The 24,758-nt window shown below is 66.4% G+C and carries 22 protein-coding genes and 1 pseudogene; 14 read left to right on the forward strand and 9 right to left on the reverse strand.

The features are described from left to right. Positions 1-195 precede the first annotated feature (195 nt). The 4 genes from RTQ83_RS21055 to RTQ83_RS21070 form a co-directional block, all read right to left on the reverse strand. Positions 196-537: a DUF1840 domain-containing protein gene (locus RTQ83_RS21055; RefSeq protein ID WP_312518990.1), complete on the reverse strand. Its 342-nt coding sequence runs from the start codon at positions 535-537 to the stop codon at positions 196-198. Between the two features lie 69 nt (positions 538-606). Continuing rightward, a complete protein-coding gene (locus RTQ83_RS21060; protein ID WP_312518993.1) occupies positions 607-2,184 on the reverse strand; it encodes a hypothetical protein in 1,578 nt (525 codons plus the stop codon). Next, positions 2,181-2,927, reverse strand: a complete 747-nt coding sequence (locus RTQ83_RS21065) for an ABC transporter ATP-binding protein (protein ID WP_312518996.1) — start codon at positions 2,925-2,927, stop codon at positions 2,181-2,183. The genes RTQ83_RS21060 and RTQ83_RS21065 overlap by 4 nt, the downstream gene beginning before the upstream one ends. Positions 2,928-2,935: 8 nt before the next feature. Continuing rightward, on the reverse strand, positions 2,936-3,460 hold the full coding sequence (locus tag RTQ83_RS21070; protein WP_312518998.1) for a hypothetical protein: 525 nt from the start codon (positions 3,458-3,460) through the stop codon (positions 2,936-2,938). A 115-nt stretch (positions 3,461-3,575) separates the two neighbouring features. Between RTQ83_RS21070 and RTQ83_RS21075 the strand changes: the two genes are divergently transcribed. Then, positions 3,576-4,535 carry a GlxA family transcriptional regulator gene (locus RTQ83_RS21075; protein WP_312519001.1) on the forward strand — a complete coding sequence of 320 codons (960 nt, stop codon included), beginning with the start codon at positions 3,576-3,578 and terminating at the stop codon, positions 4,533-4,535. A gap of 12 nt (positions 4,536-4,547) precedes the next feature. Here the strand turns inward: RTQ83_RS21075 and RTQ83_RS21080 are convergent, their stop codons facing one another. Beyond that, positions 4,548-6,071 carry a YifB family Mg chelatase-like AAA ATPase gene (locus RTQ83_RS21080; protein ID WP_312519004.1) on the reverse strand — a complete coding sequence of 508 codons (1,524 nt, stop codon included), beginning with the start codon at positions 6,069-6,071 and terminating at the stop codon, positions 4,548-4,550. Positions 6,072-6,329: 258 nt separating this feature from the next. Here RTQ83_RS21080 and RTQ83_RS21085 point away from each other — a divergent pair, with 258 nt between their 5' ends. The 4 genes from RTQ83_RS21085 to RTQ83_RS21100 all read left to right on the forward strand — a co-directional run bounded on the left by RTQ83_RS21085 (position 6,330) and on the right by RTQ83_RS21100 (position 12,627). Further along, on the forward strand, positions 6,330-7,244 hold the full coding sequence (locus tag RTQ83_RS21085; protein WP_312519006.1) for an ABC transporter ATP-binding protein: 915 nt from the start codon (positions 6,330-6,332) through the stop codon (positions 7,242-7,244). 9 nt (positions 7,245-7,253) lie between these two features. Then, positions 7,254-10,841, forward strand: coding sequence for an ABC transporter permease/M1 family aminopeptidase (locus RTQ83_RS21090; protein ID WP_312519008.1), 3,588 nt, complete (start codon positions 7,254-7,256; stop codon positions 10,839-10,841). Between the two features lie 126 nt (positions 10,842-10,967). Beyond that, positions 10,968-11,348: a DUF5329 domain-containing protein gene (locus tag RTQ83_RS21095; RefSeq protein ID WP_312519011.1), complete on the forward strand. Its 381-nt coding sequence runs from the start codon at positions 10,968-10,970 to the stop codon at positions 11,346-11,348. Positions 11,349-11,601: 253 nt separating this feature from the next. Next, positions 11,602-12,627 carry a tetratricopeptide repeat protein gene (locus RTQ83_RS21100; protein WP_312519014.1) on the forward strand — a complete coding sequence of 342 codons (1,026 nt, stop codon included), beginning with the start codon at positions 11,602-11,604 and terminating at the stop codon, positions 12,625-12,627. A 60-nt stretch (positions 12,628-12,687) separates the two neighbouring features. On the opposite strand, the gene RTQ83_RS21105 is transcribed toward RTQ83_RS21100, so the two are convergent. From RTQ83_RS21105 to RTQ83_RS21115, 3 genes and pseudogenes are all read right to left on the reverse strand, one after another. Then, positions 12,688-13,068, reverse strand: coding sequence for a SirB2 family protein (locus RTQ83_RS21105; RefSeq protein WP_312519017.1), 381 nt, complete (start codon positions 13,066-13,068; stop codon positions 12,688-12,690). Further along, positions 13,069-15,597 (reverse strand): adenosylcobalamin-dependent ribonucleoside-diphosphate reductase, encoded by a 2,529-nt coding sequence (locus RTQ83_RS21110; protein ID WP_312519020.1) that lies wholly within the window; start codon positions 15,595-15,597, stop codon positions 13,069-13,071. A 175-nt stretch (positions 15,598-15,772) separates the two neighbouring features. Next, positions 15,773-16,003, reverse strand: a pseudogene (locus RTQ83_RS21115) (accessory factor UbiK family protein); the annotation flags it as partial. Positions 16,004-16,050: 47 nt separating this feature from the next. On the opposite strand from RTQ83_RS21115, the gene RTQ83_RS21120 reads away from it, so the two are divergent. The 5 genes from RTQ83_RS21120 to gshA all read left to right on the forward strand — a co-directional run bounded on the left by RTQ83_RS21120 (position 16,051) and on the right by gshA (position 20,226). After that, positions 16,051-16,269 (forward strand): hypothetical protein, encoded by a 219-nt coding sequence (locus tag RTQ83_RS21120; RefSeq protein WP_312519023.1) that lies wholly within the window; start codon positions 16,051-16,053, stop codon positions 16,267-16,269. Further along, positions 16,266-17,000: a TorF family putative porin gene (locus tag RTQ83_RS21125; protein ID WP_312519026.1), complete on the forward strand. Its 735-nt coding sequence runs from the start codon at positions 16,266-16,268 to the stop codon at positions 16,998-17,000. Before RTQ83_RS21120 ends, RTQ83_RS21125 begins: the two co-directional genes overlap by 4 nt. 19 nt (positions 17,001-17,019) lie before the next feature. After that, positions 17,020-17,358, forward strand: a complete 339-nt coding sequence (glnK, locus tag RTQ83_RS21130) for a P-II family nitrogen regulator (RefSeq protein ID WP_005667790.1) — start codon at positions 17,020-17,022, stop codon at positions 17,356-17,358. Positions 17,359-17,373: 15 nt separating this feature from the next. Next, on the forward strand, positions 17,374-18,774 hold the full coding sequence (gene amt, locus RTQ83_RS21135; RefSeq protein ID WP_312519029.1) for an ammonium transporter: 1,401 nt from the start codon (positions 17,374-17,376) through the stop codon (positions 18,772-18,774). Positions 18,775-18,924: 150 nt separating this feature from the next. Then, positions 18,925-20,226 carry a glutamate--cysteine ligase gene (gene gshA, locus RTQ83_RS21140; protein WP_312519031.1) on the forward strand — a complete coding sequence of 434 codons (1,302 nt, stop codon included), beginning with the start codon at positions 18,925-18,927 and terminating at the stop codon, positions 20,224-20,226. Between the two features lie 33 nt (positions 20,227-20,259). On the opposite strand, the gene RTQ83_RS21145 is transcribed toward gshA, so the two are convergent. Then, on the reverse strand, positions 20,260-20,973 hold the full coding sequence (locus tag RTQ83_RS21145; RefSeq protein WP_312519034.1) for a class I SAM-dependent methyltransferase: 714 nt from the start codon (positions 20,971-20,973) through the stop codon (positions 20,260-20,262). 193 nt (positions 20,974-21,166) lie between these two features. Between RTQ83_RS21145 and gshB the strand changes: the two genes are divergently transcribed. From gshB to ptsP, 4 genes are all read left to right on the forward strand, one after another. Then, on the forward strand, positions 21,167-22,132 hold the full coding sequence (gshB, locus tag RTQ83_RS21150) for a glutathione synthase (protein ID WP_312519037.1): 966 nt from the start codon (positions 21,167-21,169) through the stop codon (positions 22,130-22,132). A gap of 16 nt (positions 22,133-22,148) precedes the next feature. Further along, positions 22,149-22,556 (forward strand): PTS fructose transporter subunit IIA, encoded by a 408-nt coding sequence (locus RTQ83_RS21155; protein WP_312519040.1) that lies wholly within the window; start codon positions 22,149-22,151, stop codon positions 22,554-22,556. A 74-nt stretch (positions 22,557-22,630) separates the two neighbouring features. Beyond that, positions 22,631-22,900: an HPr family phosphocarrier protein gene (locus RTQ83_RS21160; RefSeq protein WP_312519043.1), complete on the forward strand. Its 270-nt coding sequence runs from the start codon at positions 22,631-22,633 to the stop codon at positions 22,898-22,900. A 53-nt stretch (positions 22,901-22,953) separates the two neighbouring features. After that, complete coding sequence (gene ptsP / locus RTQ83_RS21165; protein WP_312519046.1) at positions 22,954-24,723, forward strand: phosphoenolpyruvate--protein phosphotransferase; 1,770 nt, start codon at positions 22,954-22,956, stop codon at positions 24,721-24,723. Positions 24,724-24,758: the final 35 nt, after the last annotated feature.

The following is a 24,758-nucleotide window of genomic DNA, read 5'->3' on the forward strand; positions in this document are numbered from 1 at the left end:
GGCTAGTTATATGAAAAAGCCCGCTCAGTGATCTGAGCGGGCTTTTTTGCGTTCTGCAGCGCCAAACGGAACGAAAATGCCAACGCAGGTTGAACGCGTCGGCGGCGGAGCCGCCAACCCTACGCGATAGACGTCGCATCGGCTGGTTAAACGCGTGGACGACAAAGTCGTCCACGTTACGTCGATATCGCTGCTTCAAACACCCCAGAGAATGTCGGTCTTGTTGTCGCGGGCCGAGCGCAGCATTTCCAGCATCGGGTACATGCGGGTTGAGAAGCTGACGACCTGGATCGGTTCATGGTCGTGATCGTCGGCGTCGCGGTCGTGCGCCTGGATGTCTTGCGCCACTTGCTCGGAGGCTTGGTGCCTGCGGCTTTCCTCGATCTCTGGTTCGATCAGCTCGACTGCGCGCGCGGCTTCGGCCGACGTGATGACGCCGCGTTCCGGCTGCTTGTCCAGCAGATCGAAGATGCGCTTGGCGTGCTCCTGATACATCAGCACTTCGGGATACGACTTGCATTTAAATGTGATCAACATAGCTATCTCTTGGTTTTGTTAGTGATTAAACGATAGCACGTCTCACGCACACTTATCGTGCGCCGACGCTCACACGGCGCGATCGCGCTGCTGCCGCATCAGCCAGGATGAAGCGAGCACCAGCATCGCCACGCCGAAGGCGGCGCCGGCCCCAAGCGCGGCATTGCCGGACGGCGGCGTGAGCGTGGCATCGGCCAGCAGCCAGGCCAGCGCGCCCCATGACAGACTGTTGAACAGCTCGAGCATGTTCATCATGAATCCGCGCTTGCCGTTCGCCCTGAAGTCGCTGCGCACACTTGGCCGGCCACACCAGAACACGATCAGCCCGGCGCCCAGCACCGCGGCGCAGACCGTAAAGCACAGCACCAGCCCGGCCAATGGTGACCTCACGACCAGCCACAGCAAGGGCACGCTGACCAGTAGCAGCACCGGCATTACCGCCGCCGCCAGCTTGGCCAGCCGCAGCGCGCGCGGCGACGCCGGCGACACCAGCAGCAGGTCGGGCGCATCCTCGGCCGACAGCGCGATCCAGGCCAGCGACCCGGTCAGCGAGCTGGCCAGCAAGGTCAGCCCGGTGCCGACCGCCGGCACGTGCAGGCCGCTGTCGCGAAACACCACGAAGCACATCGGCACCAGGTACAGCAGTTGCAGCAGCACCTGCGAAATCAGCTGCGGGTCGCGCACGATCAGGCGCCACTCCTTGACGATGACCGTATCGAACAGGCTGCGACCGAAACGCGCACGCACCGGCGCGGCCTTGCGCGTCATCGGCGCCGACCCGGCCGATGCCGACAGCTGCAGCCCGACGGCAAAGAAGCGGTGCGTATAACGCGTCGTAAAAGCGAACGCCGCGATGCCGAGCAGCGCCAGCACCAGCATCGGGCCTGGCTCGCCTAGCAAGGCGCGCGCCGGCAGCCATACGAAGCTGTCCGCGGCCAGCACGCCGTCCGGCCCCAGCATGCCGACCAGCAGCTCGCGCGTGCGGCCCTGCCACTGGCGCCCGAACAGCGAATACGACTGCGAAGCGATCACCAGCAAGGCCCCGGCCAGCGCACCGATCACCTGCGCCACCACACGCGTACGGCGCGCCCCAATCAGGCGCACCAGCCCGAGCGTGAGTAGCATCGCGGCGCAGGCGCACAGCACCCCGACCCCAAGCAGCGCCGGATACACGCCCAGCCAGCGCCACTGTCCATGCAGCAGCGCGCCGTGCGCGAACGGCGCCAGGAAGAACAAGTGAATGCCGACGGTGCCGGCCACCACGCCGGCCAGGCGCACCGTGAAGATGCTGCGCGAGGGCAGGGGCGACGACAGCAGCAGGTCGAGGTCGCCGCGCTCGAACAGCGCCAGCACGCTCGACTTGATGGCGGAAGAAAGCATGAAGGTGCTGCTTGCCGCCAACACGGCCGTCACTGCCAGCAGGATGCGCGGATCGTCGCCCGGCACGGCGCCGAGTCTGCCCATCGCCAGCCAGCCGACCGCATGCAGCGCCAGCCACACCAGCGCGACGGTCGCGATCGCGCCGCGTCCCGGCCGGCGTCCGGCACCAATGCCCTTGCTGCTACCCGCGCCGTACCAGAACAGGCGCAGTTCGTGCCGCAGCAACCAGGCCGCACTCCCAGGTGCCGGCATCCAGCCGCGCTTCATGAGGTGGCGGTCAGCTGCAGGAACACCTCTTCCAGGCTGCCGCCCTGCGTCAACGCGCGCAGCTCGTCCAGCGTGCCTTCGGCGATCAGCTGCCCCTGGCGGACGATGCCGATACGCTGCGCCAGCCGCTCCGCCACTTCCAGGATGTGGGTGGTCAGGATCACGCTGCCGCCCGCCGCCACGTGCGACAGCAGCAGGTCTTTCACCTGCCGCGCCGCCGCTGCATCGAGCCCGGTGAGCGGCTCGTCCAGGATCAGCAAGTGCGGCTGGTGGATCAGCGCACCGGCCAGCGCCAGTTTCTGCTTCATCCCGCGCGAAAAGCCTTCGGTCAGCTCGTGCGCATGCTGGCTCAGGTCGAGCCAGTCGAGCAGCTCCTGCGCGCGCGGCGCGGCAACCTCGGCGCGCACGCCCCACAGGCCGGCGACGAATTCCAGGTATTCGAACGGTTTGAGCTTCCCGTACAGCAGCGGCTCGTCGGGCAAATAGGCCATGTGCATTTTGGCCGCGGCCGGCGCCGTCGCCAAATCGACGCCGAGCACCTCGATCGTGCCGGCGTCCGGCGCCAGCAGCCCGGTGACCAGGCGCAGCGTGGTGGTCTTGCCGGCGCCGTTGGGCCCGAGCAGGGCATACAGCTCGCCGCGCCGCACGGTCAGGTCGAGGCCATCGACCGCGGGACGGCCGAAGTGCTTGCGCAGCCCGCTCAGGCGCAGCGCGGGGGATTCGTTGTTCATCTGCTCGTCCATCGCGATTCCTATTGCGGCGTGAACGAGGTCAGGAACTGCTCGACCTGCTCGGGCGGCGCCGCCCCTGGCTTACCGAGCACGATCACCTGGAACATGCGTGCGCCACGCGCCACGAAGCGCCCGTTCAGCTGCACCGGCCGGCCGTTACTGCTGCCGCCGGCGTCCACCTGCAAACCGTCCTTCGCGGGGGCGTCGGAAGAGTCGGCGGCGCCGATATTGCGCAGCAGCGCGCGCCGCATCGCCGGCAGCGCCGCCTGCGCCCGCGCGGCATCCGGCGCGGTGGCGCTGCCGACGGCGAAGGTGACGCCGTCGACCTCGGCCGCCGTCATCGTCATCTCCACCTTCAGCCCGTCGAGGTCGACCGGGCGCGTGAACGTGGCGGGCTTGGCCGGGAACAGCACCTTGTAGGCGCCGTCCGGGCTGGCGTGGTCGCGCCAGTTATAGGTCGGGTTGCAGGCCGCCAGCAGTGTCGCCGCCAGCAAGGCGGTGGCCATCAGGGCGGCGCGCGCCCGGGACAGGATGAGTGGTCGCATGGGGCGATGGTAGCAGTCCCGGCGTCCCCGCTCACCGCTTTTTTGCGCGGTGCCGGCGGCGTTGACGTATGATCTGCAATCACGTGCCGTCGCCCGGCGACTATCGAGGACCACCATGAAACGCAGAATCGGCTTTTTGCTCCCGCCCGGATTCCAGGCGCTCGATCTGATGGCCACCACCGTGTTCGAGATCGCCAATCACCTCGACGGCGGGCCGTTCTACGACGTGACGCTGCTGTCCGAGCAGGGCGGGGTGCTGGGCAGCTCGTCCAGCGTCGGCGTGTTCACCGAAGCCTTCGAACGCCACGACTACGACACCCTGATCGTGGCCGGCATCATGCAGCCCCTGACGCAGCGCCCGAGCAGCGCCTTCCTCGACTTCCTGCGCGATGCCAGCCACGCTTCGCGCCGCACCGCCAGCATCTGCACCGGCGCCTTCATCCTGGCCGAAGCGGGCCTGCTCGAAGGCCGGCGCGCCACCACCCACTGGGCGCTGGCGCGCGACCTGCAGCGCGCCTATCCGCGCACGCGGGTCGAGGAAGACCGCATCTTCATCAACGACGGCCGCATCTGGACCTCGGCCGGCATGACCGCCTGCATCGACCTGTGCCTGGCGATGGTCGAGGCCGACCTGGGCAAGGATGCGTCGAAACACATCGCGCGCCAGATGGTGGTGTATCACCGCCGCAGCGGCGGCCAGTCGCAGTTCTCCGCCCTGCTCGAGCTGGAGCCGAAATCCGACCGCATCCAGCAGGCGCTCAGCTACGCCAAGCGCCACCTGCAAAAGCCGCTGTCGGTGGACGAGCTGGCCGAAGCGGCCAACCTCAGCACGCGCCAGTTCAGCCGCAGCTTCCGCCTCGAGACCGGGCAGTCGCCGGCGCGCGCGATCGAAGTGCTGCGAGTGGAGGCGGCGCGCGCCCTGATCGAAAGCAGCAACCATTCGATCGACGTGGTCGCGCGCGAGACCGGCTTCGCCGATCCGGAACGCATGCGGCGCGCCTTCCTGCGCGCCTTCGGCCAGCCGCCGCAGGCGATCAAGCGCGCCGCGCGCGAGCAGGCCGCCACGCCCGCCTGAAACGGCACTGGATCAGTCTTCGCGTAGCGCGCGGCGGTAGCCGATCGCCTCGGCCACGTGGTTCGCCGCCACGTGCTCGGCGCCGGCCAGGTCGGCGATCGTGCGTGCCACCTTGAGCACGCGATGATAGGCCCGCGCCGACCAGTGCAGGTGCTGGGCCGCGCTGTGCAGCAGGCGCCGCCCGGCGTCGTCGGGTGCGCAATGGCGGTCGACCTCACCCGGCGTCAATTGGCTGTTGGCGTGGCCCTGGCGCTCCAGCTGGCGCGCATGGGCCTGCGCCACGCGCGCCGCGATCAGGTGACTGGCTTCGCCCGCGGCCTGCGCCCCCATGCTGTCGGGCGGCAGGGCCGCCACCGGCAGCTGGATGTCGATGCGGTCGAGCAGCGGTCCAGAGATGCGGCCCTGGTAGCGCATCACCGCCTCGCCCGTGCAGCGGCACTTGCCGCTGGCGTGACCGAGCCAGCCACAGGGACAGGGATTCATCGCCGCGATCAGCTGGAAGCGCGCCGGGAAGTCGGCCTGGTGCGCCGCGCGCGAGATCGTGATCTGGCCCGACTCCAGCGGCTCGCGCAATACTTCCAGCACGCGGCGGTCGAACTCGGGCAGCTCGTCCAAAAATAGCACTCCGTGGTGCGCCAGCGAGACTTCGCCGGGGCGTGGCAGGTTGCCGCCGCCGACCAGTGCCACGCCGGACGTCGTGTGATGCGGGCTGCGAAACGGCCGCCGGCGCCAGCGCTCGGGCGAGAAGCCGCCGGCCAGCGACTGCACCGCCGCCGACTCCAGCGCCTCACGCTCGCTCATCGGCGGCAGCAGGCCGGGAAAGCGCGCCGCCAGCATGCTTTTCCCCGCGCCAGGCGGCCCGATCAGGATCGCCGAGTGCGACCCGGCGGCCGCCACTTCGAGCGCGCGCTTGGCGTGCTGCTGCCCCTTGACCTCGGCGAAGTCGGGATACACCGGCGCTTCCGGCAGGGTGGGGCGCTGGTAGCGTGCCAGCCTTGGCGCGTCCGGCGTGTTGGCGAAATGCGCGCACACCTCGAGCAGCGTGCGCGCCGGATAGATGGCGGCCGCGTCCACCAGCGCCGCCTCGTCGGCATTCGCCTGCGGCAGGATGAAGGCGCGCGTACTGTCTTCATCTTCGTTCTGGCGGATCATGGCGAAGGCCATCGCCAGCGCGCCGCGGATCGGGCGCAACTCGCCCGACAGCGACAGCTCTCCCGCGAATTCAAAGCGCTCCAGCGCGTCGTCGCGGATCTGGCGCGAGGCCGCCAGAATGCCGAGCGCGATCGGCAGATCGAAGCGGCCCGATTCCTTGGGCAGGTCGGCCGGCGCCAGATTGACCGTGATGCGGCGCGCCGGGATATCGAAGCCGGAATTCTGCAACGCCGCACGCACCCGGTCCTTGGCTTCGCGCACTTCGGTGTCGGGCAAGCCCACGATCGCCATGCCCGGCAAACCGTTGGCCAGGTGGACTTCGACATTGACCGCGGGCGCTTCCATGCCGGCCAGGGCGCGGCTTCTGAGGACGGCAAGACTCATGGCACTCCTTCTGCTGGGAACTGAAGTGGCCCTATGCTAAGGCGCTCGCAGGTTCGCCTGTTGAGAGCGGACAGCGTGCGCATGCGCGCCGTATGAGGTATGCATATGCCTGTGAAATCGTCTTCCATTCCCGGATTTCTACCGGCTGTCACAAAAATCTGACATTGCATTTCATTAACGTTACATTGGCTTAAACGACATAAATACGCTCGCGCGTGCTGCGCGACACACCATCCACGAACCGGGGAGTAGCAGCCGATGTTATCGATCAAGCAGCTCAACAAGACCTACGCCAATGGCGTCAAGGCCATCAACAACGTCAGCCTGGAGATCCCGAACGGCATGTTCGGCCTGCTCGGCCCGAACGGCGCCGGCAAGTCGTCGCTGATGCGCACCATCGCCACGCTGCAGGACCCCGACAGCGGCAGCATCCACTTCCATGGCCTGGACGTGTTGCAGGACAAGGAAGCGCTGCGGCGCCAGCTCGGCTACCTGCCGCAGGACTTCGGCGTCTATCCGAAGGTGAGCGCCGAGAAGCTGCTGAACCACTTCGCCGTCCTCAAGGGCGTCACCGCCAAGGGCGAGCGCAAGGAAGTGGTCGAAGCGCTGCTGCACCAGACCAACCTGTGGGAAGCGAGGAAGCGCGGCCTCGGTACCTATTCGGGCGGCATGCGCCAGCGCTTCGGCATCGCCCAGGCGCTGCTCGGCGCGCCGCGCCTGGTGATCGTCGACGAGCCAACCGCCGGCCTCGACCCCGATGAGCGCAACCGCTTCCTCAATCTGCTGGCCAAGATCGGCGAACAGGTGGTGGTGATCCTGTCGACCCATATCGTCGAGGACGTGACCGACCTGTGCCCGCGCATGGCGATGATCGCCAAGGGCACGGTGCTGCTGCAGGGCGAACCGCAGGCCGCGATCGACACGCTGAAGAACCGCGTCTGGCGCCGCACCGTCAGCCAGGAAGCGCTGCCCGAATACCAGCAGCGCTTCAATGTGCTGTCCACGCGCCTGGTGGCGGGGCGGCCGCAGATCAATGTATACGCCGAGTCGCAGCCGGACGACGGCTTCACCAGCGTCGAGCCGGACCTGGAAGACGTCTACTTCCTGCAGGTGCGCGGCGCCGGCAGTGCGCTTGGCGCCGCCGCCGGCAGCGCCGCGCCGGTGACGGCGTAAGGAGCGGCCATGCTGAGAGAATTCTTCAAGTTCGAGCTGGACTTCCAGCTGCGCCAGCCGCTGCTGTGGGTGTGCGCGCTGATCTTCGGCGCGCTGGCCTTCGGCGCCACCACCACCGACGCGATCCAGGTCGGCGGCAGCATCGGCAACGTCAACCGCAATGCGCCGACCGTGGTGGCGCAGCTGCTGGGTTTCTTCAGCCTGATCTCGATGTTTGTGGTCACCATCTTCATCGCCGGCGGCGTGCTGCGCGACGGCGAAGTCGGTATTTCCGACATGCTGTTCGCCACGCCGATGAAGAAGCGCGACTACCTGGTCGGGCGTTTCTTCGCCGGCCTGGTGGCCTGCCTGTTCATCTTCGCGCTGATCGTGGTCGGCATGATGCTCGGGCCGCTGATGCCGTGGGTCGATTCCCAGCGCGTCGGCCCGTTCCCGGGCGCGGCATTCCTGTGGGGACTGGGCGTGATCGTGATTCCCAACCTGTTCTTCATCGGCGCGCTGTTGATGCTGCTGGCCGCCACCACGCGTTCGATCATGATGGTGTACGTCGGCGTGATGGCCTTTTTCGTGTTGTGGATCGTCGCCGGCAGGTTCACGTCGAACATCGACAACGAGTGGATCGCCGTGCTGATCGATCCGTTCGGCATCCGTGCGCTGGGCCGCGCCACACGCTACTTCTCGACCGCCGAGTCGAATTCCGGCCTGCCCGATCTTGGCGGATTCATGCTGGCCAACCGGGCGCTGTGGAGCGCGATCGGCGTAATGCTGGTGGGGCTCACCCTGACCCTGTTCAAGCCGCAGCGCGCCGGTACCGGCCGGCGCCTGTTCGGCAAGGCGAAAGTCCAGGCGTCCACGGCCCCGGCTGCGCGTCCGGTACAGCCTGCGCTGCCGCGCTTTGTGCCACGCTTCACCACGACGACGCGCTGGATCCAGTGCTGGCATATCCTGAAGTTCGACGCCGTGTCGGTGTTTCGCAGCGTGCCGTTCCTGGTCATGCTGCTGTTCGGTATCCTGAACATGGTGGGCAGCGCGAGCCAGCTCGATGCGATGTTCGGCACCAACGTCTATCCACGCAGCTACCTGATGATCGAACTGCTCAAGGGCAGCTTCAACTTCTTCCTGATCATTATCGTGACCTTCTATGCCGGCGAGCTCATTTTCAGGGAACGCCAGGCCCGGATCGCCGACGTCAGCGACGCCATGCCGATGCCGAACTGGGCGCCGCTGGTGGCGAAAAGCCTGGCGCTGGCGGGCGTGGTGCTGGCCTTCCTGTTCGCCGGTATTCTGACTGCGATCGCCATCCAGCTGGTCCGGGGCGGGGCGCCGGTCGAATTCGGGGTGTACGTCAAAGGCATCTTCATGGCCGGCTTGCCGTACGTGCTGATGGCACTGGTCGCGGTGGCGCTGCAGGTGGTGACCAACAACAAATTCATCGGCTACCTCTTGATGATCGTCCTGATGATCGCGCAGATCGTGCTGAGCGTGCTGCACTTCGATCACAACCTGTATAACGTCGGGCTGCTGCCGGAGACGCCGTACTCGGACATGAACGGCTTCGGGCACTTCGTCGCCGGGTGGGCCTGGTTCGCGCTGTACTGGACCCTGTTCTGCGTGGCGGCGCTGATCGTGGCCCAGGCGTTCTGGGTGCGCGGCCTGGTCAGCGGATGGCGGGCCCGCCTGCGGGATGCGCGGCGCCGCCTGAAAGGTGGAGCGGGCGTGGCGCTTGCGCTGTGCACGATCGCCTTCGCGCTGGTGGGCGGCTGGATCTTCCACAACACCGTCACCCTGGACCGCTACGAGGCCAGGGACGTCAGCATGGACAAGCAGGCGCGCTATGAGAAGCGCTATCGCCAGTACAAGGACCTGCCGCATCCGAAAGCCGTCTCCGTGCGCGCAGCGGTCGACATCTTCCCGGAGCAGCGCCGCGTGATCGTCAGGGGCAGCTATGTCCTGCAGAACAAGACCGGCAATCCGCTCGACACCCTGCGCCTGCAGCGCAACGCCGACGTGGTCACCACCCTGGGCAAGCTGCCCGCGCACAGGGTGATCCTGGACGACCGGGAGTCCGGCTTCCTGATCCTGAAGCTGGACCAGCCCCTGGCGCCGGGCGCGCGCATGCCGCTCGACTTCACGGTCGATGCGCGCCGGCCGGGCTTCTCGAATTCGGGCAAGGCCGACACCTTCAACCTGAATGGCACCTTCTTCAACAATCGCGAGTTCTTCCCGATGATCGGCTACCAGGACGACTTCGAGCTGCTGGATCGCAACGAACGCCGCAAGCGTGGTCTGGGCGAACCGCAGCGCATGGCCAGGCTCGAGAACGCGGCAGCGCGCGCCGACACCGTGTTCGGCGCGGGCGCCGACTGGATCGACTTCGAGACCACGGTCTCCACCAGCGGTGGCCAGATCGCGCTGGCGCCGGGCTACCTGCAAAAGTCGTGGAAGGAAAATGGCCGCAACTACTACCACTACAAGATGGACCGCAAGATGATGCCGTTCTTCGCCTACCTGTCGGCCGACTGGAAAGTGAAAAAGGGCGAGTGGCACGGCATCCCGATCGAGGTCTATCACGATCCCAAGCATGGCTACAACGTGGAGCGGATGATCGAGGCGACCCGCAAGTCGCTGGACTACTTTACCACCCAGTTCACGCCCTACCAGCACAAGCAGGTGCGTATTCTCGAGTTCCCGAACTACCAGCGCTTCGCCCAGTCGTTCGCCAACACGATCCCGTTCTCGGAATCGATCGGCTTCATCGCCGACCTGCGCAAGAGCGAAGACATCGACTACGTGTTCTATGTCACCGCGCACGAGATGGCGCACCAGTGGTGGGGCCACCAGGTGACCGCGGCCAATGTGCAGGGCGCGAGCATGCTGCTCGAATCGCTGTCGCAGTATTCGGCGCTGATGGTGATGGAAAAGGAATATGGCCGCCATCAGATGCGCCGCTTCCTGCGCTACGAACTCGATCGCTACCTGCAGTCGCGCGGCGGCGAGAAGATCGAGGAGCTGCCGCTGGCGCGCGTGGAAAACCAGGACTACATCCACTACCGCAAGGGCAGCCTGATCTTCTATCGCCTGCGCGACGAGATCGGCGAAGAGGCGCTGAACCGCGCGCTCAAGCGCTTCCTGGTGGACAAGGGCTATCAGGAGTCGCCGTTCACGACGTCGGCCGAGCTGCTCGAGTACATCCGCGCCGAAGCGCCGCCAGCCAAGCATGCGCTGATCGCGGACATGTTCGAGAAAATCGTGTTTTACGATAACCGCGTGCTCGAAGCCAGCGCGAAGAAGCGCGCTGACGGCCAATGGGACGTGACGATGAAGCTGCACCTGGCCAAGATGGAAGCGGACGGCAAAGGCAAGGAAACCGCACGCACTTACGACGAGCCGGTGGAGATCGGCGTGTTCGCACGCACCAGGGGGGCAAGCGAAGCCGACGAGCGCACGCTGCTGCTGGACAAGCGCGTGCTCTCCGGCGACAACCCGGTAGTAACGGTCACGGTGAAGGAGCAGCCGTTCGACGTCGGCGTCGACCCTTACAACAAGATGATCGACCGCGTGGCGCGTGACAACCGCAAGGAGGTCACGATCGAGTAAGCCGCGCCGGCTTCGCCATGGGCGCCGCTGCAGGACCCCGGTCCGGCAGCGGCGCCGTTTCAGTACGGCGCGACCAGCATGCGCGAACAGGCATACTGGCGTCATCCGCATTTTCGATGGCTTCCGATGAAACCGATTCTGCTCGCAGTCAGCGCCGCGCTACTCCTGTCTTCGACCCTGGCGCATGCTGCACCCACCCCCGCCGCGCAGGCCGAAATCGCGCACCTGGTCGGCTACCTGAAAGCGTCCGGCTGCAGTTTCCATCGCAACGGCAGCTGGTACGAGGCCGGCAAGGCGGCCCAGCATCTGGACCGCAAATACGAGTATCTGGTCAAGCGCGACCTGGTCGCGACCAGCGAAGACTTCATCGCGCGCGCCGCCAGCGAAAGCAGCATCAGCGGCAAACCGTACCAGGTCCGCTGCGGCAACCAAGCGCCGGTGGCCAGCGCCGCCTGGCTGAAAACCGAGTTGGCGAAATACCGCACCGCCCAGCGCGCATCCCGTTAAGCGCAATCAGATTTCGGCTGGTGCAATGCCAGCCGATGTGCTGTCGCCGACTGCGATCGGGCACTGTCGTGCAACGTGTCGAATTTGCCGAATTCGCCAAAAATTTCGTGCGTCCTAGTACTCCTGTGTATTGACGAACAGTTACCCGTGTGTGACGATTTGTTCTCAATCAATAAAGACAGCGCTTATCCAGGGTGCATGATGTAGAGGCGGCCACGACGATGGTCTGCCCGCATGACGGGAGGGGAAAGCGATGCTTGCGAACGCGTGGTCGTGCTGGAAAACGTTGGCGCCGCTGGCGTTGACGCTGGTGGTACTGGTAGCGGCGTTGTCGGGCGGACCGGCGCAGGCGGGCCAGGCCGATTCCGTGGCGCAGATGGTGCACCTCAAGCGCTATGTCGAGGCCGATCGCGCCATCGTCGAGCGGCTGGCCGGCAATGCCAACGATGCGGCGGCGCTGGCCGGCGGCGTCGACCTGGCGCTGGCGCGCGCTCAGGACGGACACCTGCAGGAGGCGCGTACCCTGGCCGCGCGCTGCGTGCGCGCCAATCCCAACGCCAGCCCGTGCGCCGAAGCGCTCGGCAATGCGCTGGCGGCGCAGGCGCGCGCCGGCGGCGTGTTCGGCCTGGTGCGCCATGCGCGTTCGATCCGCGACAGCTACGAACGTGCGCTCGAACTCGATCCCAAGAACTACCGCGCACGCGTTGCGCTGCTGCGCTTCTATCTCGGCACGCCGTTCTTCCTGGGCGGTAGCGAGAGCCGTGCGCGCGAACTGGCCAGCGAAGCCCAGCGCACCGACCCCGACCTGACGCGCCTGATGCGCGCCCTGTATGCGCTGGAAGAGGGCCGGCCGGCCGACGCCGAGCAGTACATCCTGGCGGCCGACCTGTCCGAGTACGAGCTGGTGCAGGACAGCCAGCGTGAGCTGCTGCAGGAGCTGGCCGGTGCCCACCTCGACGCCGGCCGCTATCCCGAGAGTGCGCGCCTGTACCAGGAACTGGGGCGGCGCGTGCCGTCGAGCGAAGCCGGACCGTACGGACTGGCGCTGGTGGCGCGTGCCCAGGGCAAGCTGACCGAGGCCGCGGCCCAGCTGGAACGGGCGGCGCTGGTCGCGCCCAAACCCTACGTGTACAAGACGCTGGGCGAGGTGGCCGAAGCGCGGCGCGACAAGCGGCGCGCGATCTCCGCCTACCGCGCCGCGCTCACCGGCCATCCGCCGCTCGATCCGCGCGAGCAGGAAGAGGCCAAGGCGCGCCTGGCGTCCCTGAAGCAGCGCTGAACATCAGCGTTGAACGCCAGCCGCGCGACGTCGGACGCGACGACCGCACGCCGCTGCCGCTCACGCCGCGATGAGCGGATGCTTGGTAACCGCCACCGCCACGATGTAGCCGAAGCAGGCCAGCGCCGCGACGAAGGCGAGGGCGCGTACCCGCGGCGTGCGGCCGCGCTTGAGGGCCAGCGTGCCCAGGCCGATGTAGAGCAGCAGCGCCAGCAGCTTGGCAGCCAGCCACGGCGCCCGCCATGGATACTGGCCGCTCCACACCACCAGGCCGATGGCGCTGGCCAGCAGCAGGGTGTCGACGACGTGCGGCGCGATACGCACCCAGCACCGCTGCAGGTGGGCGGAGCCGGACAGCATCCATAGCCCGCGCAGCAGGAACAGGGCGCCGCTCGATGCGGCGAAGGTCATGTGAAGGTGCTTGAGGGCGTAGTAATCCACTCAGCCGCACTCGCCGACGTAGTGGCAGGATGCGCAGCGGGTGCAGCCGTCGACCTTGCGCAGCGCGCGGGCGCCGCATTCGGGGCACTTGGCGCCGTTGGTGGAGGGCAGGGCTGACAAAGGTTCGGCGACAGTGTCGTCATGCGCGTCCGATTCGGGCAGTGGCTGCGGCGCGGTGTCGGGCTGCGCCGCGACCGCGCGCGCGGCGAAGGCGCGCGCCAGCTGCGGCACCGACGCCCCGTTGCCATGTTCGTCGAGGAAGCCGCGCCGGATCAGGATCCGCTGCAGCATGAAGGCGATCGCCGCGACTTCGGAGTCGTGGTACACCGGCACCTGCACGCCATCGTCGCGTACCAGGTAACCGCAGCGCACCGGGCCTTTTTCCCACACCACGTCGCGCATGTCGGCCAGCGCACGCGCGATCGGCCCGCCGGCGCGCGCCACCATCGACAGCAGGCGCATCGAGGCCGTGATCCACTGGTGTCCGCCGGTGCGCTGGTTGGCCGGCATAAAGAACTCGAACGGCCGCTCGATCGTCACCGGCTTTCCCTCCCACACGCCTTCGGCGCGCAGGAAGCTCACCGTCAGGTAGGCGCTCTTGCGGCCTTCCTGGGTCGAGTACTCGATCTTCGAGGTCACCGATTCCAGCTCGCCCAGCGGCCGCCGTTCGAAGCGCTTGCGCAGCGGGTCGTCGTTGGCCGGCGGTATCGGCGGCTCGGGCTCGATCTGCGACGGCGTTTGCGGCGGTTGCGGCGCGGTCGACAGCACGCTGCCCAGTACCGTGTTGGGACGATAGGTGGCGAGGCCTTTCAGCCCGGCGCGCCAGGCTTCCAGGTACAGGTCGCGGAAGTCGTCATAGGGATAGTCTTCCGGCACGTTGACGGTCTTCGAGATCGCGGTATCGATGAAAGGCTGCACCGCCTGCACCATGCGCAGATGGTCGAGCGCGCGCATCTCGAGCGCGGTGACGAATTGCGGCGGCAGCGCGTCCATGTCGTGGCCGGCCTGGCGGTACAGGCGCCAGGCGTGGTCCGCCACCTCATAGCTGCGCGTGCCGCCGTCCGCCGTGCGCTTCTTGCGCAGATAGGTCCAGGCATACGGCGGCTCGATCCCGTTCGAGGCATTATCGGCAAAGGCGAGCGAAATGGTGCCGGTGGGCGCGATCGACAGCAGGTGCGAGTTGCGGATGCCGTGGCTGCGGATTGCGTCAAGCAGATGCGCAGGCAGGCGTCCGACGAACTGGCCGCGCAGATACTGCTCGGCATCGAACAGCGGGAACGCGCCTTTCTCTTGCGCCAGTTCGATCGAGGCGGCATAGGCGCTGTCGCGCAGTTCGGTGGCGATACGCGTCGCCATCGCGCGCCCTGCGTCGCTGTCGTAGCGCAGGCCGAGCATCACCAGCGCGCTGCCCAGGCCGAGGAAGCCGAGGCCGATGCGGCGCTTGGCCCGGCTTTCGGCCGCCTGCTGCGGCAGCGGCCATTCGGTAGCGTCCAGCACCAGGTCGAGCATGCGCACCGCTACCTGCGCCACCGCGCGCAGGCGCTCGAAGTCCAGGCGCGCTTGCGGCGTGAACGCATCGTCGATGAAGGCGGTGAGATTGAGCGACCCGAGATCGCAGCAGCCATAGGCCGGCAGCGGCTGTTCGCCACAGGGATTGGTAGCGCCCAGGCGCTCGCAATACCACAGGTTGTTCTCGAGGTTCATGCGGTCGACGAACAGCACGCCCGGCTCGGCATGGTCGTAAGTCGAGACCATGATGCTTTCCCACAGCATGCGCGCACGCACGGTGCGGTACACCCACAGGCCGTCGTCGCGCCGATAGCCGCCGGCGGCCAACAACTCGTCCCCCGGCTCCGCGCGGTGCACCAGTTCGAAGCCGGCGTCGGCTTCCACCGCGCGCATGAAAGCGTCGGTGACGCCGACCGAGATATTGAAGTTGGTGAGCGCGCCCTTGTCCTTGGCGGCGATGAAGCGTTCGATGTCGGGGTGGTCGACCCGCAGCACGCCCATCTGGGCGCCGCGCCGGGCGCCGGCCGATTCGACCGTGCGGCAGGACGCGTCGAACACTTCCATGTACGACACCGGGCCGGAAGCCTGGGAGGCGGTGCCGTGCACCTTGCTGCCGAACGGGCGGATGGCGCTGAAGTCGTAGCCGACGCCGCCGCCGCGGCGCAGCGTCTCGGCCGCTTCGGCCAGCGCGGTATAGATGCCGGGCAGGCCGTCGTCAGTACCGGTAATGGCGTCGCCCACCGGCTGCACGAAGCAGTTGATCAGGGTGGCGCGCAGATTGCGGCCAGCGGCGGCATTGATGCGGCCGGCCGGCACGAAGCCCTGTTCCTGCGCCCACAGGAAGCGCGCCTCGTGTTCGGCGCGCGCGTCCGGCAGCTCGAGCGCGGCCAGGGCGCGCGCCACGCGCCGGCGGACGTCGTCCACGCTGCGTTCGTCGCCGCGCGCGTATTTTTCGCGCAGGACGTCGAGCGACACCTCTTGCGGCGCAAGGCCGCCGGGGTGCTTGTCGATCGCATTCATGTTCGCTGCCGGTCCATGAATGCAGGTCCCCTTACTTCTTGTCGAGATTTGGCGGCACGACCACGGTCGGGTCTTCCGGCGCTGCCGGGAAGGCCGTGTCGGCGCGGGCGCCGGCAGCCGCGGTGGCAGCCGCTTCGGCGCGGGTGTTGGCGGCGCTGGCGGCGCCCGGCTGGCTTGACAAGCGTGCTTCCAGTTCGATCACGCGCAGCTCGAGCGCTTCGAGCTTGGCGCGGGTCTTGGCCAGCACCTGGGCCTGGATATCGAATTCCTCGCGCGTGACCAGGTCGAGCTTGGCGAAGCCCTGGGTCATCGCCGCCTTGACGTTGCGTTCGATGTCCTTGGCCGGACCGCTTTCGAGGGCCTGGTTGATCTTGCCCTGAATATCGCTGAAGAAGTTGCTGTTCATATCCCTGTATCCCTTTATGCCGGGGCTGCACGCACCACGACAGTGCAATGCAGCCTGATTTGGTGCGCCATGCCGCGCGCTGGACGCCCCGCGCGGTCGCTTGTGTTGAAGCAACACCGATATGGGGCGTGTTTACCAAAAAAACAAGGCGTTTTTTTGGCGCTATTGGAGCTGGCACGCATCCTGCTAAATCAACGATGAATGCGTTATTAGAAAAGGATTTTAAACCGCAACAGCTTTACCGTTCACAAGGGGGTTTGTCATGAAGTGCAAAGCAACACATGCAGCAGCCAGCCTGGCCATCCTGGCCTTTACCAGCATCCCGGGCATGGCTCAGGAACAACCCGCCGAACACCAGGTGAGCTACAACGCCAGCATCACCAGCGACTACCGTTACCGCGGCCTGTCGCAAACCCGCCTCGACCCGGCCCTGCAGGGCGGCGTCGACTACGTGCATGGCCCGACCGGCCTGTACGTTGGCACCTGGCTCTCCACCATCAAGTGGACCGAGGACCTGGGCGGCGACGGCAATATCGAATGGGATCTTTACGCCGGCAAGCGCGGCCAGCTGACCGAGACGGTCAGCTACGACGTCGGCGGCCTGTATTACTACTATCCGGACAACAGCCTGGACCCGAGTGCGAACACCTTCGAACTGTACGGCAAGCTCGGCTTCGGCCCGGCCTACATCAAGTACTCGCACTCGACGACCAATCTGTTCGGTACCGCCGACAGCAAGCGCAGCGGCTACCTGGACCTGGGCGCCGACCTCGATGTCGGCAACGGTTTCCTGCTCAACCTGCACGTCGGGCGCCAGCGGGTGAAGAACAACAGCGCATTCTCGTACACCGATTACAAGGTGGGCGTGACCAAGGACTTCGGCGTCGCCAGCGTGTCCCTGGCCTGGATCAAGGCCAACACCGATGGCTACCTAAGTCCGGAAGGCAAGAACCTGGGACGGTCGGCCGCCGTGCTGTCCGTGTCAAAAACTTTTTGATAGCAAAAGAGGCAATACCATGAAAATGATTACCGCCATCATCAAGCCCTTCAAGCTCGACGAGGTGCGAGAAGCGCTGTCGGAAATCAACGTGCAAGGCATGACGGTGACCGAGGTGAAGGGTTTCGGCCGCCAGAAAGGCCACACCGAGCTGTATCGTGGCGCCGAGTACGTGGTCGACTTCCTGCCCAAGATCAAGATCGAAGCCGCCGTCGACGATGCCGTGGTCGACCAGGTAATCGATGCGATCCAGGGCGCCGCCCGTACCGGCAAGATCGGCGACGGCAAGATCTTCGTGGCCGACCTGAACCAGGTCATCCGTATCCGCACCGGCGAGACCGGCAACGACGCACTGTAAGAGGGAAAGTTCCATATGAAGCGTATAACTACAACGATCCTGACCGCCATGCTGGGCCTTGGCACGGCCCTTCCGGCCATGGCGGCGCCGTCCATCAACAAAGGGGATACCGCCTGGATGTTCGTCGCCACGCTGCTGGTGGTGATGATGGTGATTCCAGGCCTGGCGCTGTTCTACGGCGGCCTGGTGCGCGCCAAGAACATGCTGTCGGTGCTGATGCAAGTGATGATGGTGTTCTCGCTGATCATCGTGTTGTGGTGCCTGTATGGCTACTCACTTGCTTTTACGCCGAATAACGCCTTCATCGGCGGCTTTGACCGCCTGTTCCTGAACGGGATCTGGGATCCGGCCGCCGGCACCTTCGCCATGGCCGCTACTTTCACCAAAGAGGTGATGATTCCTGAATTCATCTTCGTTGCCTTCCAGGGCACCTTCGCCGCCATTACCTGCGCCCTGATCGTAGGCGCCTTCGCCGAGCGCGCGCGCTTCGCGGCGGTGCTGGCCTTCGTGGTGATCTGGTTCACCTTCGCCTACCTGCCGATGGCGCACATGGTCTGGTTCTGGGCCGGTCCGGATGCGATCACCGATGCCGCTTCGCTGGCCACCGTCACTGCCGGTGCCGGCTACCTGTGGCAGCAGGGCGCGCTCGACTTTGCGGGCGGCACCGTGGTGCACATCAACTCGGCCGTGGCCGGCCTGGTGGGTGCCTATGTGATCGGCAAGCGCATCGGCTACGGCCGTGAATCGATGGCTCCGCACTCGCTGCCGCTGACCATGGTCGGCGCTTCGATGCTGTGGGTCGGCTGGTTCGGCTTCAACGCCGGCTCGGCGCTCGAAGCGGGCGACGTCGCGGCCCTGGCCTTCATCAACACCCTGCTGGCAACCGCCGCCGCTGCCGTATCGTGGGCCTTCGCCGAGTGGATCTTCAAGCGCAAGCCGTCAATGCTGGGCGCCGCTTCCGGCGCCATCTCGGGCCTGGTGGCAATCACCCCGGGCGCTGGCTTCGTGGGTCCGATGGGCGCTCTGATCATGGGCCTGCTGGCAGGCGTCATTTGCCTGTGGGGCGTGACCGGCCTGAAGCGCCTGCTGCGCGCCGACGATTCGCTTGACGTGTTCGGCGTGCACGGTGTGGGCGGTATCCTGGGCGCGTTGCTGACCGGCGTATTTGCATCTCCGTCGCTGGGCGGCCAGGGCGTGTGGGATTACACCACCAATGCCATGGACACCGCTTACTCGATCGCGGACAAGGTTCTGGTGCAGGCGCACGGAGTGGTCGTGACCGTCGTCTGGTCGGCCGTGGTCGCCTTCGTCGCCTTCAAGCTGGTGGACATGGTGATCGGCCTGCGCGTGCCGGAAGACGAAGAGCGCGAAGGCTTGGACGTGACCAGCCATGGCGAGTCGGCTTACCGCTATTGATTCCTGAGTAGTCGAAACGGCAACAGGGCGCCATCCCCGCGCAAGCGGGGGTGGCGCTTTTTTGTGCGCGCGGCATTCCCCTTTAAAATGGACGCGTCAGCCCCACATGACATACCCGACTCAATAAGAAGCGCATAAAGGACGTCCCACATGGTTCCGCACCTCGCCACCGCCCAGACCGGCCCCTTGCTCGACCTGGAAAAGAAAATCCTCGAAGCCACGCCCGCGATCGAACGCTGGTTCCGTCTCGAGTGGCAGGAGCACACCCCGCCGTTCTATTGCTCGGTCGACCTGCGCAATGCCGGCTACAAGCTGGCACCGGTCGATACCAACCTGTTCCCGGGCGGCTTCAACAACCTGGCGCCCGAGATGCTCCCGCTGACGGTGCAGGCCGCGATGGCCGCGATCGACAAGTATTGCCCGGACGCCCGTAACCTGGTGCTGGTGCCGGAAACCCATACCCGCAACCCGATGTACCTGCAGAACGTGGCGCGCCTGATGCAGATCTTCCGCCAGACCGGCCTGCACGTGCGCCTGGGCTCGTTCTCGCCCGAGATCACCCAGCCGACCCCGCTGGCGCTGCCGGACGGGAACATGCTGGTGCTGGAGCCGCTGGTGCGCTCGCCCAACGGCCGCCGCCTGGGCCTGGCCGACTTCGACCCGTGCACCATCCTGCTCAACAACGACTTATCTGGCGGCATCCCGCCGATCCTGGAAAACGTCTACGAGCAGGCGCTGCTGCCGCCGCTGCACGCCGGCTGGGCGCTGCGCCGCAAGAGCAATCACCTGAAAGCGTTCGATGAAGTGGCCAAGAAATTCGGCAAGCTGATCGACATCGACCCGTGGCTGGTCAATCCGCTGCACAGCAAGTGCGGCGAAGTCGACCTGCGCGAGAACGTCGGCACCGAAGAGCTGGCCGACAGCGTGTCGGCGCTGTTCTCGAAGATCAAGAAGAAGTACAAGGAGTACGGCATGAAGGAGCAGAAGCCCTTCGTGATCCTGAAACCGGACGCCGGCACCTATGGCATGGGCGTCATGACCATCAAGGACGCCAGCGAAGTGCGCGACCTGACCGCCGCCCAGCGCGCGCGCATGTCGGTGATCAAGGATGGCGTGGCGGTGACCGACCTGATCATCCAGGAAGGCGTGCCGACCCACGAGTCGATCGACGACGCCGTGGCCGAGCCGGTGGTGTACATGATCGACCGCTACGTGGTGGGCGGCTTCTACCGCGTGCACGCCGAGCGCGGCATCGACCAGAACCTGAATTCGCCGGGTTCGCAGTATGTGCCGCTGGCGTTTGCCCAGCAGCATGCGATGCCGGATCTGAAGGCCAAGCCGGGGACGGCGGCGCCGAACCGGTTCTATGTGTATGGCGTCGTGGCGCGCCTCGGCATGTTGGCGGCGTCGCTGGAGCTGGAGCGTACCGATCCGGATCCGGAAGTATATTGATCCGAGGATAATCCTGCGGATCGACCGCAACCTTCACGTTTCCTTTCGCACCACGTACATGAAATGCGACCTCAGCACCGGCGCGATCGCCGTCAGCAGCTCGCACGCCAGCCATGGCGCCCCGGCCAGCACGCGGTGGATCGGCGGCGCCAGCACCAGGCTGCGGTAGCGCTGGCCGGCGCCGGGCCACCACTCCTGCAACTCGGCGCGCGTGACCTTGCGCACGTTGCGGTTGCGCGGATTGTCATACCTGAAATCGAACACCAGGCACCAGCCGCCGGGCCGCAGCGCGCGCCACATCTGCGCCGCCAGCTCGCGCCGCAGCGATGGATCGAGCACCGAGGAAAACACCGTCTGCGCCGTCACCAGGTCGAAGCCTTCCTGCGGCATCGCCTCGAGCGTGCCCAGGTGCCACAGGACCCCGGGCGCGGTGCAGCGCCGCGCGTGGTCGAGCCGGTCTTTCTGCAGCTCGGTGCCGGTGAGTTTGGACGGCGTGGCGCCCCAGTCGATCAGCTGGCGCAGGAAGCCGCCGGTGCCGCAGCCGACGTCCAGCACTTCGACCGACGACAGATCGGAGCCGACTGTGTTCGACAGCAGCTCGGCGAAGCCGCGCGCCCGCGCCGCCACCTGCTGCAGGATCTCGGGACGGTTCCAGGCATAGCGCGCCAGCGCGGCGCCGCCGTGCCAGGCGCGGTAGACATGGCTGATGCGTTCCTGCTCGGCTTGGCTATTGGATTGGGGTTCCATGACGCTATGTTGACCCGCATGCGATGCAGCGCGATTGAGGCTGCTCACGTGGAAGGGCTGAGACCTCACAAATTGCCAAGGTGCATCTACTAGTTCGACATTGAAAAGCGGGGTGGCGGACCGAACCGGGGCCCCGGCCGCGAGGTTTGCCGTTTCGGGCTAAAATCAGGTCATCACCTCAATTGGATGCCCCATGAAAATCGCTTTTCTCGCCGACCCGCTGTCCGGCTTCAAGACCTACAAGGACTCGACCTTTGCGATGATGCGCGAGGCGGCGCGGCGTGGCCATGCCGTGCATGCCTTCGAGCAGCGCGACATGGTGCTGGAAGGGGGCGTGGTCAGCGCCAAAGTCGCGCGCATTCACCTGACCGGCGATGCGGACGACTGGTACCGCGCCGACCCGGCCGAGGACGTGTCGCTGTCGACCTTCGACGCCATCATCGAGCGCAAGGACCCGCCATTCGACATGGAATATGTCTACGGCACCTATCTGCTGGAGCTGGCCGAGCGCCAGGGCGCGCGCGTATTCAACCGCCCGTCGGCGATCCGCGACCACAACGAGAAGCTGGCGATCGGCCAGTTCAGCGACTACACCTCGCCGACCCTGGTGACGTCGAGCGAAGAGCGCCTGCGCGCCTTCCATGCCAAGCACGGCGACGTGATCTTCAAGCCGCTGGACGGCATGGGCGGCGCCGGCATCTTCCGTGTGAAGAGCGACGGCCTCAACCTGGGTTCGATCATCGAGACCCTGACCGCCAACGGCCGTCACACCATCATGGCGCAGAAATTCATCCCCGCCATCGAGAAGGGCGACAAGCGCGTGCTGGTCATCGGCGGCAAGCCGGTGCCGTTCGTGCTGGCGCGCATCCCGCAGGGCGGCGAAGTGCGCGGCAATCTGGCTGCCGGCGGCCTGGGCGTGGCACAGCCGATCAGCGAGCGCGAACGCGCCATCGCCGAGGCCCTGGGCCCGGTGCTGGCCGAGCGTGGCCTGTTGCTGGTAGGATTAGACGTGATCGGCGATTTCCTGACCGAGGTGAATGTCACCAGCCCGACCTGTTTCCAGGAGATCTTCGACCAGACCGGTTTCGACGTGGCAGCGATGTTCATCGACGCGGTCGAACAGGAAGCAAACAAGCAGGCACAGCAAGCAAGCAAGTAACCGAGCGAATATTGACATGGTAGGCATTCTGCTCCTGACCCACGCACCGCTGGGCCAGGCCTTCATCACCGCGGTGGCGCACGTGTTCCGCGGTCCCACCGAACGCTTCGAAGCGATCGACGTGGTCGCCGACCAGGACCCGCACGAGGTCAACAGCCTGGCCAAGGCCGCGATCACGCGCCTGGACGAAGGCGACGGCGTGCTGGTGATCACCGACATCAAGGGCGGCACGCCGTCCAACTGCTGCAACGCGCTGTCGAACAGCGACAACGTGCAGATCATCGCCGGCATCAGCCTGCCGATGCTGCTGCGCGCGATCACCTACCGGCGCGATACGCTCGACGTGGTGGTCGAGATGGCGCTGGCCGGCGCCCAGAACGGGGCAGTGCGGGTCGACAACCGGATCCGGGTCGGCAGCGGCTGATCCGGCGGCGCTCAGGGAAAAGCGCACAGGCGCGATGGCGATACAGATTCGACAATTAAAACGATAAAGCGAACATGATTCAACAAGAACTCGAGATCATCAACAAGCTGGGCCTGCATGCCCGTGCTTCCGCCAAATTCACCCAGCTGGCCGCGAAATACCAGAGCGACGTCTGGCTCACCCGCAACGGACGCCGCATCAACGCCAAGTCGATCATGGGCGTCATGATGCTGGCCGCCGGCAAGGGCGCCAAGGTGACCCTGGAAGCCGAGGGCAAGGACGAAGAAGCCGCGGTCGCCGCCCTTAGTGCCCTGGTCAACGACAAGTTCGGCGAAGGCGAGTAATGTCGCCGCCCGCTTACGGGTTCGACACGGCGCCGCGTTCTTCGGGCTCCAGCATGGCCGCTTTTCTCCTGCACGGCATTCCGGTCTCGCGCGGCATCGCCATCGGCCGCGCGCACCTGCTCACGCCGGCCGCGCTCGACGTCAAGCACTACCTGGTGCTGGAAGAGCAGGTCGAGGCCGAGGTGCGCCGCCTGCAGGACGCGATCGCCGCCGTGCACCGCAACCTGCAGGAACTGTGGACCGACCTGCCCAAGGACGCCCCGACCGAACTGGGCGCCTTCATCGACGTCCACGCCCTGATCCTGTCCGACCCGATGATCTCGGAAGCGCCGCTCGACATCATCCGCGCGCGCCGCTACAACGCCGAATGGGCGCTGGTGACCCAGATCGACGAGCTCTCGGCGCAGTTCGACGAGATCGAGGACGAGTACCTGCGCGAGCGCAAGCACGACATCCAGCAGGTGGCCGAGCGCGTGCTGAAGGTGTTGACCGGCACCGCCCTCAGCGTGCCGCCGATCGTGGTCGACCCCGACCAGCCGCCACCCCAGATGATCGTGGTGGCGCACGACATCTCGCCGGCCGACATGCTGGCCTTCCGCGACCGCCCCGGCGTGCCGCGCTCCTTCATCGGCTTCGTCACCGACGTCGGCGGCCAGAACTCGCACACCGCGATCGTGGCGCGCAGCCTGGACATCCCGGCGGTGGTCGGCATGAGCCAGGCCTCGCGCCTGGTGGAGCAGGACGACTGGGTGATCGTCGATGGCGACGCAGGCGTGGTGATCTGCAATCCGAGCCAGCTGGTGCTGGAACAGTACCGCGCGCGCCAGGCCGCCATGATCAAGGCGCGCAAGCGCCTGTTGAAGCTCAAGAAAACCCCGGCGGTGACCAAGGACGGCACCCCGGTCACGCTGCTGGCCAACATCGAGCTGCCCGACGACTGCCCGGCGGCGCTGGAAGCGGGCGCCAACGGCGTCGGCCTGTTCCGCTCCGAATTCCTGTTCATGGGCAGCGGCGCGCAGGCGCTGCGCATCCCCAACGAGGACGAGCAGTTCGAGCAGTACCGGCGCGCGGTGCTGGCGATGAAGGGCCGTCCGGTGACGATCCGCACGCTGGACGTGGGCGCCGACAAGCCGCTCGACCAGACCGAGCACACGGCGCTGAACCCGGCGCTGGGCCTGCGCGCGATCCGCTATTGCCTGGCCGAGCCGCAGATGTTCCTCACGCAGCTTCGTGCCATCCTGCGCGCGTCCGCCTTCGGCAAGGTGCGCATGCTGATCCCGATGCTGGCGCACGCCTTCGAGATCGACCAGACCCTGAACATGATCGAGCAGGCCAAGGCCCAGCTGCGCGACGAAAAGATCAAGTACGACGAAGGAATCGAGGTCGGCGCCATGATCGAGATCCCGGCCGCCGCGCTGGCGCTGCCGCTGTTCGTGCGCCGCATGGATTTCCTGTCGATCGGCACCAACGACCTGATTCAGTACCTGCTGGCGATCGACCGCGTCGATTACGAGGTGGCGCACCTGTATAATCCGCTGCATCCGGCGGTGCTGCAGCTGATCGCCTCGACCATCGCCACCGGCCACAAGGCCGGGCTGGACGTGGCGGTCTGCGGCGAGATGGCGGGCGACGTCAAGCTCACGCGCCTGTTGCTGGGCATGGGCTTGCGCGAATTCTCGATGCATCCGGCGCAGCTGCTGGCGGTGAAGCAGGAAATCCTGAACACCGACCTGGCGGCGGTCACGACCCGCACCCGGCGCATCCTGCGCGCGATGGAGCCGGGCGAGATCGCCACGGCGGTCGAGTCGCTGCAGACGCTGTAACACCGCACCTTGCGCCGGCCTCGCGCCGGCGCAGC

It is taken from the genome of Massilia sp. (assembly GCF_031995545.1).
GTDB lineage: Bacteria > Pseudomonadota > Gammaproteobacteria > Burkholderiales > Burkholderiaceae_D > Telluria.